Genomic DNA, 15,000 nt, shown 5'->3' on the forward strand with positions numbered 1-15,000 from the left:
ACTATGAGGGGCTACAAAATTGTTCATAGAGCACCATCAAGACCGGAACGACACGCGAATCGGCCAGAGAATAGCGCACGGTTCGACCGTCCCTTTCGGCAGATACCAACCCTTCAGAGCGTAGGCGAGCAAGCTGTTGCGAGACATAAGCCTGGCCAAGATTAAGAGCCAGTTCCAGTTCGCCAACACTCTCTTCGCCTTCGACAAGCTGGCAAAGCAACAACAAACGCGACGGATTCGAAAGTGCACGCATGTGAACAGCCGCCTCGCTTGCAGCGTCGGCCATCGCCTCGTGTGAGATGCCAGCAACGTCTTTCATTGCGATTTCGTCCATTAATTGGTTCATAATATATATCAAACTTGGAATATCTAAGTTATACCCTATGTTACTATGCCGACAGGTTGATCACAACGGCTCAACTTAGCAGTGAATGAACAACAATATAATTTTGAAACGAGTTCCCTTAACACCATGACCCACAGCAACAAATATTCTGAATTGACGCGGCATCGCCCTGCGGCGACCGGTCCACACACCCGGTTGAACAAAGAATTAGACGGGATTTTTAACGGAGTTTTCCTATGCACTTAGATTGGGCTTGGGGACTTGCCGGGGGCCTAATGATTGGCTCGGCGGCTGCCCTGTATCTCCTTTTAAATGGGCGTATCATGGGCGCCTCGGGCATCGTTGGCGGGCTTGTCGACCGAAGCGGTCGAGAATCACGCGCCGAGCGATCGTCGTTCCTGGCCGGTTTGGTTCTTGTGCCTGCCATTCTGGTTGCACTTCGGGGCGGTTCCGAAACTTTTGCTACGGATAACATCGTGTTGCTGGTTCTGGCGGGTCTCTTTGTTGGCGTCGGCACGCGACTGGCAAATGGTTGCACCTCAGGCCATGGCGTATGTGGCATCTCTCGCTTCAGCCTGCGTGGCATCGTGGCCACCGTCTTCTATTTGTTGGCGGGCGCGATAACAGTCGTGTTCCTGCGCCACATCATGGGGTGGATATGATGCGAAATTTATATGCTCTCATGGCCGGTGGGCTATTCGGTGTTGGTCTTTATGTCTCGGGCATGACTAACACGCAGAAAGTCATTGGCTGGCTTGATTTCTTTGGCGAATGGGATCCCACACTGGCCTTTGTGCTGGGTGGGGCAATTCTGCCCATGGCGGTCGCCTGGCAGATCGCAAAGCGGCGCCAGGCACCGGTGCTCGGCGGCAGTTTTCCCGCCAATCCCGAACCGAAAGTCGGACGCAACATCATTGTCGGTTCGCTTCTTTTCGGGGCCGGATGGGGCATGGTCGGTCTGTGTCCGGGGCCTGCTATGGCATCTCTGACATGGGGCGGCTCCAGCGGTCTGATCTTTTTGCTGGCAATGCTTGCAGGTATGCTCGCGACCCCAACCATTCACTCACGACTCATGGTTGCTGCGACTTAAGTGCGGTCAGCCTACTGGCAAGTTAGGAAGATCAGGCAGGTCCGGCAAATCGGGAAGTTCTGGCAAGTCCGGCAGCCCTTCCGGTTCAATCCCCGGAGGTGACAAATCCAGACCTCCCGGCAAGTCCGGGAGGTCAGGCGCCCCCTCTACAGAACCAGCAGCTTCATCGACTGACAAACCGTTGGGTGTCGCATCAATGTTGTGTCCACCCTTCGGTGATATGGGCACGCCCAAACCTGCGCCCGCCTGAACCACAGTCTGGCCGACGAACTCTTCGCCCTCTTTCTGGGTCAGCCGAACCGCCCTGAACCCGTTCACTTGACCCAAACGCCCTGTCGCAATGGGATTATCCTGTCCAAATGCCTCGACCTGAACGCGCGTCAGATCTTCGGGCAGGATGGGAAGGACCTGCCCAACTTCAAACTGCATCACCTTGTCCAACGGACGCACCAACCGCGTCAGAGTCACGTCCAACTCTACCGGAGCCGTCAGCAAATGCGGCTGCAGCTGATCGCCCAGACTCTGCTGATCGCCAATGCGTGCGCCATCCCCCGACTTGGGCACAAAATAGGTCAGCGCGCCGATTTTGGCACCACCGCCCAACGCAAACGTAACTCGCAGACTTCGATAGTCACCAGGGTCCAGCGTTAGTTCGACCGCACGCAGGCCGAGCGCTCCCGGCTGACGTTCGTAATCCAGGATGATCAAACTTTCAGCCACATCCTGTTCTCGTGCAATCTTGCTGGCCGCCAGCAGCCATTGATCCAGAATTTCGCTGACAATTACCGCGTCGGTGCGCGTCGGCACACGTTCTTTTGGTGGAGCGTTGGAAATCTGACCAAGCGTTTGCACCTCGATCAACCCAGCCAGCATCGCACAGTCCACCACCATCAATCCGGTATCTGCGTCCTGACGATCAATCAAACAGACCAAATCCGTTTCACTCAATCGCGAAACCAAACCTGCTTTGTCGGTTGCTTCAAACGCCACCGCCTGAATGTCAGCCTCCAACGCCAATAGCTGATCTGCGATGCGCGGGAATTCCACGCGCAACATCTTTTCGATGTCACCATCGCCTGCCAATCGCACAGGGCGCGCAGAAACCACCCGACCGCGCAATGGGGCATTGCGTTTGCCATCCGCCATTCAAAAAACCCGTGCAAATTCCGTCATTTCCGCATTTTGCCCGGTTTTGGTTACCGTTCCGTTTCCAGCACCGCAGAAGTCAGGCCGCCAAATTGCGAGCCTCGGGCATAATCACCCGAAATGCCGCACCGCCCTGTCCCGGCAAATAAACAATCGAACCACCCAGTCGCGACATCACCTCGCGGCAAATAGCCAAACCCAACCCGGCACCTCCTGCCGCGTGACTGTCCGAGGCTCGTGCGAATTTCTCGAAAATCAACTTCTGTGCGTCACCAGGAATACCACTGCCGTTGTCTACAAAGTCAACACAGGTGCGCCCGGATACGTCGCGCACAGAAATCGTCAGAACCGGATCTTCCACCACACAGTATTTCTGCGCGTTGGCCAGCAAGTTTATGAATACCTGCGCCAATCGATCGCCATCGGTGTTGACACGAACAGACTCATTGCCGGTATCACGCACAATTCTCAACCGCGCGCCTTCGCCATGCAGGTCGGTCGCTGCAACGGCCCGATCCAGAACTTCTGATAGCAAAACCTCTTGCTTGTTCAACGTCACTTGCCCGTTTTCCAGAACAGACAAATCCAACAGGTCGTCCAATAGCCTGGTCAGCCGAATGGTTTCAGCATGGATGATCTGGCTGTATTTCAGGCGATCTTCGGCCGACATCGCACTGCCACCCATCAGGATTTCGCTGAACGACCTGATCGAGGTCATAGGTGTTCTCAATTCGTGACTGATCTGGCTAAGAAATCCATCCTTTTGCACTGACAATGCCAACAGTTTCTCGTTTGCCTCGCCCAAAGCGCGCGCGGTGCGCTCTTGCTCTTCGGACTTGATTTCCAGCTCGCTGGAATACTCCATAATTTGCTGCGCTTCATCCGCAACAGCCATCAGATCAACAACTGACACAGATGCTCCACCGGTAATCTGCGTCAGCATTGCGTGCGCCGTAGCCGCACCCACCGAGCCGGCCAATTCGCGCTCCAAACGCTCAAGGAAAGCTGGTGTAACGTCTGGCAAATACCCTTGCTTGCCTTGTTTATTTGCCTCGGATTCAAACATTGCCTGCGCTTCAAGCGAACCAATTATGCGCTGCGCCATAACCAACAGGTCTTCTGCCTGCGCCGCGCCGCCTTTCCAGCCTCGCGCACTTTCCGAGTATCGGAAAATGTTTACAAACGTCGCGCCCTGAACACGTTCCAACGGATTGGGGAAACTCAAAAGCGAACCAATGCAAAAAACACAAGTATTCAACAATATTGACCACAGAACCGAATGAACTAGCGGGTCAATTCCATCGATGTAAAACAACGCTTGCGGCCGTAAGAAAGCGATACCCGCCGGGCCATCTATGAACACTGATGCCGGTAACAGCCCGCCCTCACCGAAACTGGGCAAGAAGGACGTCCACAACCAAACAACAAATCCCGTGGCAACTCCGGCCGCAGCACCGACGCGTGTCGCACCCCGCCAGAAAATCCCGCCGATCAAAGCCGGCAGAACCTGACTGACCCCCACAAAGGCCACAAGCCCAATTGCCGCCAGTGCCGAACCACCGCCCGACAGAACATAATAAAGGTATCCAAGAACCAGGATTCCGACGATTGACAGCCGACGCGAGGTGATAACCAATTTGCGCACATCGCCCGACAGCGCGGCCCCTTCCATGTGCGAACTCAGCCATATCGGCATGACGATATGGTTCGACACCATCGTCGCCAAAGCAATCGAGGCCACGATCACCATCGAGGTCGCCGAAGAAAACCCACCAAGAAACGCCAGCATCGCAAGGGCATCCTGATCAAACGCCAAAGGCAACGTCAGGACAAACAAGTCGGGGTTCGACCCCTCCGGCATAACCGCAAGACCCGTCACCGCGATTGGCACGACAAACAGGCTGATCAGGAACAGATATGCCGGAAACGCCCAGCTTGCCGTAGCGAGATGCCGCTCGTCCGAATTTTCCACCACCAGGACCTGAAACATCCGGGGCAAACAAATAAACGCAGCCGCCGCAAGGAAAATGAGCGTGACCCATCGATCCGGCTGAATGTCCCAGACATCAATGGGCGAGGATTCAATGCGCGCCATCATGGCTGCCGGTCCCCCGGCAACCGAAAACACAACAAAAATGCCCACGGCCACCAACGCCACCAATTTGACGATTGCTTCTAATGCAATCGCCATAACAATGCCGTGGTGCCGTTCATCGACATCCAAGTTTCGGGTGCCGAAAATGATTGTAAAAGCCGTCAACCCAATCGCGACCCAAAATGCGATTGACTGTAAACTGGCACCACCCTGACCGCCGCTGTCCGGAAGAAACGCTACAAAACTGAGAGTTACAGACTGAAGTTGAAGTGCGATATAAGGCGTTGTCCCGACGACGGCCAGCATAGTTACCAGAACACCCAACAGGTTGGACTTGCCGTAACGCGACGAAATTAGATCGGCGATTGACGTAATGCGCTGCGTTCTTCCAATTCGCACCAGGCGACGAAGCAGCACCCACCACCCAACCATGACAAGTGTTGGGCCAAGATATATGGTGACAAACTCGAGACCAGACCGGGCGGCATATCCTACCGCCCCGTAAAACGTCCATGCGGTGCAATAGATCGACAGCGACAAGGTATAGACCAGGGGCGAGCGCAACCAACCGGCCTTACCCTGAGCCGCCCGCTTTTCAGCCCAAAACGCGACCGCAAACAAGACCGCCACATACAGAATGGAAATGACGACGAGACCGTTAAAGGACAACACGTCCTAGTCCCTCCCATTTTCATCGTCAGAGATCCCGGTCTGTTGCCCCGCCTCATGCTCGCTGGACATCAACCTACGGGACAGAAGACCGATCAAGACAATCAACACCCCCCAAACCAAAAAGATGTATATCAATCCGCTGCTTGTATGCGCGCCATCGGCCCAAACAATGGGCAATAACAACAAAACAATCCCAAGAGCCGGTACCAGTTTTGCAGCGTCACCAAGCCGACGCCGCCAGTATGTCCGGCGCTCCAGAAATATCGGTTCCGGCGGACGACTCAAAGCCCTGCAAGCTCTCTGACAGCGTCAAGGAATTCGACATTGGAAAATGGCTTGGTCATGAAGCGACTTGCACCCAGTTTTTCAGCCAACTCTCTGTCTTTCTTCTGGCCGCGCGCCGTCAACATCAATACCGGCAGGTTTTTCGTTTCGGAGGCGGCTCTCAGATCATTCAGAATATCATAACCGGATCGGTTCGGAAGCATGACGTCCAGAACGATCAGATCTGGGTTTCTGGTCTTAACAGCATCAATAGCCGTAGCCCCGTCAGAATGGATGTCCACATGCCAACCATCGCGCGACAAGATAAATCTCATCGCTTCAATGATATTCGGCTCATCTTCAATCAGTAGAACATGACCACTCATGACTGACCCCTCCCAAAGTCAGGCTTTACGCCGCCGGCCCGAATATTGCTTATGGAGTGCATCCTGTCAAAACGTCACTTCACCGACCAAATCATCCCCGGGTGCGCCCAGTATGGTTGGTTCGCGACGAGCTGGACAGGTTCGTTCGGGACAAACCCGGCAGGAAGAACCAACGATCCGGCGCTGTTCGGTGATCGCGTCGCCGGACATTTCCGGAACCATGAGCATCAGTGCCTCTGTCACTGGAGCACGCTCGTACCCTGCCGGATACATCACGCTGGCATAAGCATAAGCCCTGAAAGGCATGTCATCGCGCCCGCGCACCAATACATTTGCGCTGACCGGCGCGCCAGGTCGCTGCAACGCCTCGTAAAGTGGCCATGCGGCACAAGCGGCCCCGAACTTCGGCGGCTCGAAGCCGCGAAGCGGTTTGCGAAAGAACAAAGCGCCGGATCCATCACAAATGACCAACCCAGGTGCCACGCCATTTGGAAAAACACTATCCGGCAACGTTGCTATTCGACGGATAACCAAACCAAGATCAGCCGAAAGGCGGCTGGCAATGGCAATTGGATCGCAGCCCAAACCTGATACCGACTGAACCAATTGATCAGTTTGCAGCTTTGCGCCATCGCTGATGCACCGCTCAACATACTGACGGGCAAGTTCCCGCGCCGCCTCCGACGTCAGAGTATCCGTTTGATCAACGGCGTCCGTGTTATCTACGTGCCAGCCATTGCTCTCTATCCAAACCTGCAACTCGTCCTGCGGCAGAACGCTGGCTATTTCCTCTTCGGCCTCTGAATCCAAATAGGTAACCAACCGCTCGACGGCATCCGTCAGCCGCTGGCTATCCTCAAATAGATTTCGGTGAAATCTTGCTTGCCACTCGGGCTCCACTCTTTCACCAGAGGACAAGATTCCACTTGCCGAGCGTATGGCCGTAACGGAAGACAGAACCGTATGCATCGACGCCGACAGGTAAGGGTCAAACGCCAGGCGGTCATTTAAAGCTTCAACAACTTGTTCCAACTCGCGCAGCCGACGATCCTGTGACTCCACCACGCGGGCCCAGTCAGGAAAGCGTCCTGCGAAATCATCAACCGCCTTTGCATCGTCGCCATCCAAACCCTGACGGTCTGCAACCGACTGAAGCAACATCACAAGGCTGGAATCCGCTCCTCCACTCAGAACCGCCGCTTCAACTTTCAGCGCTGCCGCAACACGGTTCATCAATGCACCACCAATTCTGCGATGGTTGTGCTCGATCAAGTTCAGATAGCTGGGTGAAATATCGCAGGCCGCAGCCAGATCTGTCTGACGCATCTGTCGGTCAATCCTCAGCCGGCGAATACGGGTCCCCGCAATGGCAGTTCTGGGCATCAGTTTCTCCGCAATATCAACGCTATTCTGCGACTGCGAGAAAATTGATTTACAATAATTCTCTCGCATAGTGCATATTTTTACAAAATTTCACTTCTTAATAAAGCACTTAATAGCATTTTTTCTAAACTCTATGGATAATCACGGTGCTTTGTAAAAAAGCCCGGCCGCCTCAGGAGGGACAGTGGTGTTTGACCACAAAGGCCGGAGGTCTCAAAAGGGAGGACTTCATGACCAAGTCAAACTTCACGCGCCGCGGAATACTCAGAACTGGCGCGGCAGCAGGTGCAGCACTTACCACGCCGACGCTATTTACGGGTGCATCCTGGGCGGGCAGTCACACCGGCTTCACCAACGCACCACAAGGCGGGACGGTAACACTGGGCTTCAACGTGCCACAATCCGGCCCATACGCTGACGAGGGTGCCGACGAACTTCGCGCATACGAACTTGCGGTCGAGCACCTGAATGGCGGTGGCGACGGCGGGATGATCCCGACCTTCACGTCCAAGACGCTGCAAGGTAACGGCATCCTGGGCAAGAAGGTCGAATATGTAACAGGCGACACGCAGACCAAATCTGACGCAGCGCGCGCATCGGCAAAGTCGATGATCGAAAAAGACGGCGCCATTATGATCACCGGCGGTTCGTCCTCGGGCGTGGCTGTTGCTGTTCAGGCTCTGTGTCAGGAAGCTGGCGTTATCTTTATGGCCGGCCTCACACACTCGAACGACACGACGGGTAAAGACCGCAAAGCAAACGGCTTCCGTCACTTCTTCAACTCCTACATGTCCGGTGCAGCACTCGCACCCGTGCTTGCCGCAAACTACGGTAAAGACCGCAAGGCCTATCACCTGACGGCAGACTACAACTGGGGTTACACCACAGAAGAAGCCGTTGTTCAGGCGACGGAAGGCATGGGTTGGGAAACTGTCAACGCTGTGAAAACACCGCTGACACAAACCGACTTCTCGTCCTACATCGCACCTGTTCTACAGTCTGATGCTGACGTGCTGGTTCTGAACCACTACGGCGGCAACATGGTGAACTCGCTGACCAACGCCGTTCAGTTCGGTCTTCGCGATCGTCAGGCAAACGGTAAGAACTTCGAAATCGTCGTTCCGCTTTATTCACGCCTGATGGCACGTGGTGCAGGTGCCAACGTCAAAGGCATCTTTGGTTCGACAAACTGGCACTGGTCGTTGCCAGATACAGGCTCAATGGCGTTTACACGTTCGTTCGGCACAAAGTATGGCTTCCCGCCATCTCAGGCCGCGCACACAGTTTACTGCCAGACGCTGCTTTATGCAGATGCCGTAAACCGTGCAGGCAGCTTCAATCCATGCGCAGTCGCCGAAGCTCTCGAAGATTTCGAGTTCGACGGTCTGGGCAACGGCAAGACGCTGTATCGCGGTGCCGATCACCAGTGCTTCAAAGACGTTCTGGTCGTGAAGGGTAAAGAAAATCCGACTTCGGAATTCGACCTTCTCGAAATCGTCGAAGTGACACCGGTTGATCAGGTCACTTACGCCCCTGACCACGCACAAATGGGTGGCGCAGAAGCAACATTGGGTTCCTGTAACCCAGGCGCTTAATCCAAGATCAGATCGCAGGGCGGACCTTCGTCCTGCGATCCTCTGGAACAGCAGATCAGCAAAGATCTGAATTCCTGCAATAAATTGAGGTGGGGACCAATGGAAGCCATTATCCTTCAAGTATTGAACGGGCTCGACAAAGGCTCAGCATATGCGCTGATTGCCCTTGGTCTGACGCTCATTTTTGGCACGCTTGGCGTGGTGAATTTCGCGCATGGTGCATTGTTCATGATCGGTGCGTTCTGCGCCGTGACATTGCAGCGTCTGCTTAGCATAAGTCATCAGATCGTTGACAATACGCGCAAGGATTTCCTTGGTAATCCATTGAAAGTGGACGTTCCCTACATCCATGAATGGCTTGGGCCGGAAACCGGGCAATCTATCATCGACTGGTCTGTTCCATTGGCGATATTTTTTTCAATCCCGATCATGGTCGCCGTCGGATTTGCAATGGAACGCGGGCTGATCAAGCACTTCTACAAACGTCCCCATGCAGATCAGATTCTTGTAACTTTCGGTCTTGCCATCGTCCTTCAGGAAATAATCAAGGCATTCTACGGCGCAAACCCAATTCCCACACCCGCGCCACCTGCCTTCACCGGTTCTTTCGACTTTGGTGCACTCATCGGTTTTGACGTCGGTTCAATCATCTACCCCTACTGGCGCCTGATCTATTTCGCCTTCGCCATGATCTCGATTGCCTCTGTATTCGCATTCCTACAGTTCACAACATTCGGCATGGTGGTCCGTGCTGGGATGGCAGATCGCGAAACCGTCGGCCTTCTGGGCATCAACATCGACAAGCGGTTTACCATCATGTTCGCCATCGCAGCCTGCGTCGCCGGACTGGCGGGGGTCATGTATACGCCCATAAACTCGCCGAACTATCACATGGGAATGGACTTTCTGGTCTTGAGCTTCGTGGTGGTCGTCGTCGGCGGCATGGGTTCGTTACCGGGCGCGGTGCTGGCAGGGTTCCTGCTGGGCATCCTGGAAAGTTTCGCCTCGATGGCGCAGGTGATCGACATCATCCCCGGCATCAATCAGATCATTATCTATCTTGTAGCCATCGTTGTTTTGCTGACCCGCCCCCGAGGCCTCATGGGTCGCAAAGGCGTGATGGAGGATTAAGCCATGCTCGGACTAAACAAAAAAGACTCCACGCTCTTTCTGATCGTCATCGTGGCAACCATCTTGGCGCCATTCATCCTGAACCCGTTCCCCGAGTCGTCCGAACTGGCACAGTTCAACGCCGGATACCCCGACTTGATGCAACGGTTTGCCATCTTCGGCATCTTCGCAATCGGCTTCAACATCCTCTTCGGCCTGACCGGCTACCTCAGCTTCGGTCACGCCGCCTTCCTGGGCGTCGGGTCTTATGCGGCGATCTGGATGATGAAACTTCTGTCTCTAAACGTCATCCCAGCCATTATCATGGCAATCGTCTTTGCCGGCCTCTTCAGCCTTGTTGTTGGCTTCGTGTCGCTGCGTCGCTCGGGCATCTACTTCTCGATCCTGACACTCGCATTTGCTCAGATGTCCTACGCCTTGGCCTACTCGGTTCTGACACCCATCACCGGCGGTGAAACCGGACTTCAGCTAAAGGCCACCGACAACCCACTTCTCAGCAATCTGGCCGACGGCGAGATCGGACGCGCCAACCTCTTTGGCATTGATATGCGGGCAAGTTACGAACTGGCCGCGGGCGACTGGCTCTGGACCTTTAACGCGGGCTACTACATCGCCGCAGTTACACTCATCCTCGCCTTTTACTTGTCGATCCGTATCTTCCGCTCGCCTTTCGGCATGATGCTGCGGGCCGTCAAATCCAACCAGCAGCGAATGAACTACACCGGCCTGAACTCAAAGCCCTATACTCTTGCGGCTTTCGTGATCTCCGGCATGTATGCCGGTCTTGCGGGCGGTCTTCTGGTTGCGATGGATACGCAAGTTGGCCCCGAACGCATGTTCTGGACTGCGTCCGGCGAGGTTGTGTTGATGTCCATCCTCGGCGGCGTTGGCACCCTGATCGGCCCTATCCTTGGCGCTGGCATGATCAAATACATGGAAAACATCATTTCCAAGATTAATGACAACATCCTGCACCAATGGTTCGCCTGGATGCCGGACGGACTTGAAGATGCTGTGGTCTATCTGATCCATCCCTTCATCGGCAAAGGCTGGCACCTGACTCTTGGCCTTGTGTTCATGGCAGTCGTCATCTTCCTGCCTGGCGGTCTGGTCGAAGGCGGTCAACGGATCGCAAAGTTGTTCGGTCGCAAAAAGCGAGCCGAAGAAGAAAAGGCCGCTGCGGCCGCCAAGACACCTGCGGAATAAGGAGAGAAACTCATGGGTATTCTCGAAGTCAAAGGTGTCAACAAGCGTTTCGGCGGCTTGCAGGCACTCGGTGATGTCAATCTGTCAGTGGCCGAGAATTCGGTCCACGCAATCATCGGCCCAAATGGTGCCGGCAAGTCCACTCTGTTGAATTGTCTGGTAGGCAAACTGAAACCCGACACCGGATCGGTCACATTCGACGGCCAGTCTGTGCTGGGCCGCAAACCACACGAGATCAACCAGATGGGCATTTCACGCGTGTTCCAGACGCCGGAAATCTTCGGCGATCTGACCGTGCTTGAAAACATCCTTATCCCTTGCTTTGCCAAGCGCGACGGCGCTTTTCGGATGCACGCCTTCGAAGGCGTCGGAAACGAAAAGCAACTGATCGAAAAGGCCGAGCACACCCTGGAAGACGTCAATATGGCCGACAAGCGCGGCATGTCGGCCGCCGCGATGTCGCGTGGTGACAAGCGACGTCTGGAAATGGCCATGTGCCTTGTCCAGGAACCGCGCCTGTTGTTGCTGGATGAACCAACCGCGGGCATGGCCCGCGCCGACACCAACAATACAATCGATCTTCTGAAAGAGATTAACCAGAAGCGCGATATCACAATGGCGATCATCGAGCATGACATGCACGTTGTTTTCAGCCTGGCCGAAAGAATTACGGTTCTGGCTCAGGGCACACCACTGGTCGAAGACACGCCGGACAACATCAAAGGCAATCTTAAAGTGCAGGAAGCCTACTTGGGCGAAGCGGCACATTAAGGATGGGGGACAACGACATGCTGGACGACAAACCCTTTAACAAACACAACAACAACGCCGCTACCAAACCGGCCTATCTGAGCGTCTGGAACATCGAAAGTTTCTACGGCGAAAGCTATATTGTTCAAGATGTCAGCTTTAACGTGCACGAAGGCGAAATTCTTGCACTTCTGGGCCGTAATGGCGCCGGCAAAACGACGACATTGCGCACCCTAGCCCGCATGAGCAATCCTGAATTGCGCCATGGCGAAATCTGGCTTGACCACAAGCCTCTGCACAAAATGGCCAGCCACGAAGCTGCTCAGAACGGTATTCAACTGGTGCCTGAAGATCGCCGCATCATCTCGGGCCTGACTGTCGAGGAGAATTTGCAACTCGCTCAGATAGCACCGCCACTTGGGTGGTCACTGGAACGGATTTACGATCTGTTCCCACGCCTGAAAGAACGCCGCAAACAGGACGGTGTGACACTGTCAGGCGGCGAACAGCAGATGCTCGCCATCGCGCGTGTTTGGCCCGCGACATCAAAGTCTTGCTTCTGGACGAGCCATACGAAGGCCTTGCCCCTGTTATCGTGCAGGAGATTGCCAAGACTTTGGGCATCATCCGCGATCAGGGCATTACCACGATCATCGTCGAACAAAACGCCGTCGCCGCCCTGAAACTGGCGGATCGAGCGGTAATTCTGGACACCGGGCGGGTCGTTTATGACGATTCCGCGCAAAAAGTGCTGGAAGACGAGAAGTTGCGCGCCCAATATCTGGCCATATGATCGCGCTCGTCAGACTTAACTGACGTCAGTGAACCAAAAAATAGAACGACCCTGGAGGGACCGATGCTGGAAATCAAAAACGGCACGTATTTACCCACGGACGAAATTGCGTCCAACGCACATGCCGACAGTGCAAAGTATGAAGAAATGTACGCCGCCTCCGTCAGTGATCCCGAGGCATTCTGGGGTGAGCACGGCCGGCGCATCGATTGGATCAAACCCTACTCCAAGGTCAAAAACACCAGCTTTGCCCCCGGCAATATCGACATCCGTTGGTTCGATGACGGAACCCTAAACGTATCTGCCAATTGTATTGACCGGCATCTGGCCAAACGCGGCGATCAAACAGCAATCATCTGGGAACCCGATGATCCCAACGTTGATGCCCAGCACATCACGTACAACGACCTGCACCAAAACGTCTGCAAGTTCGCTAATGTTCTGAAAGAGCTGGGCGTCGGCAAAGGCGACCGCGTGGTTCTCTATATGCCGATGATCCCCGAAGCAGCATACGCGATGCTGGCTTCAGCCCGGATCGGGGCCATCCATTCGATCGTATTCGCTGGCTTTTCACCCGACGCATTGGCGGCGCGCGTGGATGGCTGTCAGGCAAAAGTTGTTATCACCGCGGACGAAGCTCCGCGCGGCGGGCGCAACACGCCGCTGAAAACAAACGCAGACAAAGCGTTCGCGAAGATCACTTCGGACACTCAAATGCTGGTCGTTCAGCGCACTGGCGGCAATGTTGACATGACCGTAGGTCGCGACCACTGGCTGCACGAACGTCAGGCCGAAGTCAGCGGCGATTGCCCCCCCGAAGAGATGAACGCAGAAGACCCGCTGTTCATCCTCTATACGTCGGGCTCTACCGGCATGCCTAAAGGCGTCGTCCACACCACAGGCGGTTACATCGTCTATGCCGCGATGACCCACGAATACACCTTCGATTACCACGACGGCGATATCTACTGGTGCACAGCAGATGTCGGATGGGTGACCGGCCACAGCTACATCGTCTACGGACCATTGGCCAATGGCGCGACGACACTGATGTTCGAAGGCGTGCCCACCTACCCTGACGCCGGGCGCTTCTGGGCCGTCTGCGAAAAGCACAAAGTCAACCAGTTCTACACCGCTCCGACCGCGATCCGAGCACTCATGGGCAAAGGCTCCGAGTTTGTCGAACCTTACGACCTGTCCGACCTGAAAGTCCTCGGCACCGTTGGCGAACCCATTAATCCCGAAGCCTGGAACTGGTATCACGAGGTTGTCGGCAAGGGGAACGTTCCTATCGTCGACACCTGGTGGCAAACTGAAACCGGCGGTCACCTGATGACACCCCTGCCCGGTGCCACTGCCACCAAACCAGGTTCCTGCACGTTCCCGTTCTTCGGCATCCAACCAGTGATCCTCGAGCCGCAATCCGGTGAGGAAATATCCAGTACCGCCGCCGAAGGTGTTCTTTGCATCAAGGACAGCTGGCCAAGCCAGATGCGCACCGTCTGGGGAGATCATGAACGGTTCGAGAAAACCTATTTCGCAGATTACAAGAATTACTACTTCACCGGCGACGGTTGTCGGCGGGACGATGACGGGTACTACTGGATCACCGGCCGCGTCGATGACGTGATCAACGTCTCAGGTCACCGCATGGGCACCGCCGAGGTTGAAAGCGCTCTGGTCGCGCATCCAAAGGTCGCCGAAAGCGCGGTGGTCGGCTATCCCCACGACATCAAGGGACAGGGCATCTACGCCTATGTGACACTGATGGGCGGCGAAACAGCCTCGGAAGAGTTGCGCAAAGAGCTTGAAACCTGGGTCCGCACAGAAATCGGCCCAATTGCCAAACCCGACTTGCTGCAATTCGCCCCCGGCCTGCCAAAAACCCGCTCGGGAAAGATCATGCGCCGTATCTTACGCAAAATCGCCGAAGATGATTTCGGCTCGCTCGGCGACACCTCGACGCTGGCCGAACCCGAAGTGGTGGATGACCTGATCGAAAACCGGATGAACCGGGCATAGTCAAACCATATTGCTGACAAAGAGGCCCGCCAATCGCGGGCCTTTTTCTTGCAGCGACACAAAAACCCACTGACCGTCGACGGAACTCTGGCACCGAAACGTTCAACCCTATGAACAATTC

Annotated in this window: 12 protein-coding genes and 1 pseudogene; 8 read left to right on the forward strand and 5 right to left on the reverse strand. The window is 55.1% G+C overall.

What is annotated here, in order from left to right:
• Position 1: 1 nt before the first annotated feature.
• The gene (locus GKR98_07980) at positions 2 to 319 is read right to left on the reverse strand and encodes a metalloregulator ArsR/SmtB family transcription factor (GenBank protein ID QMU60021.1); all 318 of its coding nucleotides are present in this window, start codon (positions 317 to 319) and stop codon (positions 2 to 4) included.
• A gap of 263 nt (positions 320 to 582) precedes the next feature.
• Here GKR98_07980 and GKR98_07985 point away from each other — a divergent pair, with 263 nt between their 5' ends.
• Complete coding sequence (locus GKR98_07985; GenBank protein QMU58140.1) at positions 583 to 1,008, forward strand: YeeE/YedE family protein; 426 nt, start codon at positions 583 to 585, stop codon at positions 1,006 to 1,008.
• Positions 1,008 to 1,436 carry a hypothetical protein gene (locus tag GKR98_07990; GenBank protein QMU60022.1) on the forward strand — a complete coding sequence of 143 codons (429 nt, stop codon included), beginning with the start codon at positions 1,008 to 1,010 and terminating at the stop codon, positions 1,434 to 1,436. The genes GKR98_07985 and GKR98_07990 overlap by 1 nt, the downstream gene beginning before the upstream one ends.
• Positions 1,437 to 1,442: 6 nt before the next feature.
• Here GKR98_07990 and GKR98_07995 read toward each other — a convergent pair whose 3' ends face one another.
• The 4 genes from GKR98_07995 to GKR98_08010 all read right to left on the reverse strand — a co-directional run bounded on the left by GKR98_07995 (position 1,443) and on the right by GKR98_08010 (position 7,451).
• Positions 1,443 to 2,582: a hypothetical protein gene (locus tag GKR98_07995; protein ID QMU58141.1), complete on the reverse strand. Its 1,140-nt coding sequence runs from the start codon at positions 2,580 to 2,582 to the stop codon at positions 1,443 to 1,445.
• 79 nt (positions 2,583 to 2,661) lie between these two features.
• Entirely contained in the window at positions 2,662 to 5,349 is a 2,688-nt protein-coding gene (locus GKR98_08000; GenBank protein QMU58142.1) for a sodium:solute symporter, read from the reverse strand.
• A gap of 281 nt (positions 5,350 to 5,630) precedes the next feature.
• Entirely contained in the window at positions 5,631 to 5,999 is a 369-nt protein-coding gene (locus GKR98_08005) for a response regulator (GenBank protein ID QMU58143.1), read from the reverse strand.
• Between the two features lie 66 nt (positions 6,000 to 6,065).
• Entirely contained in the window at positions 6,066 to 7,451 is a 1,386-nt protein-coding gene (locus GKR98_08010; GenBank protein QMU58144.1) for a helix-turn-helix domain-containing protein, read from the reverse strand.
• A 161-nt stretch (positions 7,452 to 7,612) separates the two neighbouring features.
• Between GKR98_08010 and GKR98_08015 the strand changes: the two genes are divergently transcribed.
• The 6 genes and pseudogenes from GKR98_08015 (at position 7,613) to acs (ending at position 14,879) form a co-directional block, all read left to right on the forward strand.
• Entirely contained in the window at positions 7,613 to 8,977 is a 1,365-nt protein-coding gene (locus tag GKR98_08015; protein QMU58145.1) for an ABC transporter substrate-binding protein, read from the forward strand.
• 99 nt (positions 8,978 to 9,076) lie between these two features.
• On the forward strand, positions 9,077 to 10,108 hold the full coding sequence (locus GKR98_08020) for a branched-chain amino acid ABC transporter permease (protein ID QMU58146.1): 1,032 nt from the start codon (positions 9,077 to 9,079) through the stop codon (positions 10,106 to 10,108).
• A 3-nt stretch (positions 10,109 to 10,111) separates the two neighbouring features.
• Positions 10,112 to 11,314: a branched-chain amino acid ABC transporter permease gene (locus tag GKR98_08025; GenBank protein QMU58147.1), complete on the forward strand. Its 1,203-nt coding sequence runs from the start codon at positions 10,112 to 10,114 to the stop codon at positions 11,312 to 11,314.
• Positions 11,315 to 11,326: 12 nt separating this feature from the next.
• Positions 11,327 to 12,085: an ATP-binding cassette domain-containing protein gene (locus GKR98_08030; GenBank protein QMU58148.1), complete on the forward strand. Its 759-nt coding sequence runs from the start codon at positions 11,327 to 11,329 to the stop codon at positions 12,083 to 12,085.
• Between the two features lie 20 nt (positions 12,086 to 12,105).
• Positions 12,106 to 12,857 (forward strand): annotated as a pseudogene (locus GKR98_08035) (ATP-binding cassette domain-containing protein).
• A 63-nt stretch (positions 12,858 to 12,920) separates the two neighbouring features.
• Positions 12,921 to 14,879: an acetate--CoA ligase gene (acs, locus tag GKR98_08040; protein ID QMU58149.1), complete on the forward strand. Its 1,959-nt coding sequence runs from the start codon at positions 12,921 to 12,923 to the stop codon at positions 14,877 to 14,879.
• The last annotated feature ends 121 nt before the right edge of the window (positions 14,880 to 15,000 follow it).

Source organism: Boseongicola sp. (assembly GCA_014075275.1).
GTDB lineage: Bacteria > Pseudomonadota > Alphaproteobacteria > Rhodobacterales > Rhodobacteraceae.

Excerpts from the sequence above, each read along its gene's own strand:
- GKR98_07980 (QMU60021.1), bottom strand. The coding sequence starts at position 319 with ATGAAAGACGTTGCTGGCATCTCACACGAGGCGATGGCCGACGCTGCA.
- GKR98_07985 (QMU58140.1), top strand. The coding sequence starts at position 583 with ATGCACTTAGATTGGGCTTGGGGACTTGCCGGGGGCCTAATGATTGGC.
- GKR98_07990 (QMU60022.1), top strand. The coding sequence starts at position 1,008 with ATGCGAAATTTATATGCTCTCATGGCCGGTGGGCTATTCGGTGTTGGT.
- GKR98_07995 (QMU58141.1), bottom strand. The coding sequence starts at position 2,582 with ATGGCGGATGGCAAACGCAATGCCCCATTGCGCGGTCGGGTGGTTTCT.
- GKR98_08005 (QMU58143.1), bottom strand. The coding sequence starts at position 5,999 with ATGAGTGGTCATGTTCTACTGATTGAAGATGAGCCGAATATCATTGAA.
- GKR98_08010 (QMU58144.1), bottom strand. The coding sequence starts at position 7,451 with ATGCGAGAGAATTATTGTAAATCAATTTTCTCGCAGTCGCAGAATAGC.
- GKR98_08015 (QMU58145.1), top strand. The coding sequence starts at position 7,613 with ATGACCAAGTCAAACTTCACGCGCCGCGGAATACTCAGAACTGGCGCG.
- GKR98_08020 (QMU58146.1), top strand. The coding sequence starts at position 9,077 with ATGGAAGCCATTATCCTTCAAGTATTGAACGGGCTCGACAAAGGCTCA.
- GKR98_08025 (QMU58147.1), top strand. The coding sequence starts at position 10,112 with ATGCTCGGACTAAACAAAAAAGACTCCACGCTCTTTCTGATCGTCATC.
- GKR98_08030 (QMU58148.1), top strand. The coding sequence starts at position 11,327 with ATGGGTATTCTCGAAGTCAAAGGTGTCAACAAGCGTTTCGGCGGCTTG.
- acs (QMU58149.1), top strand. The coding sequence starts at position 12,921 with ATGCTGGAAATCAAAAACGGCACGTATTTACCCACGGACGAAATTGCG.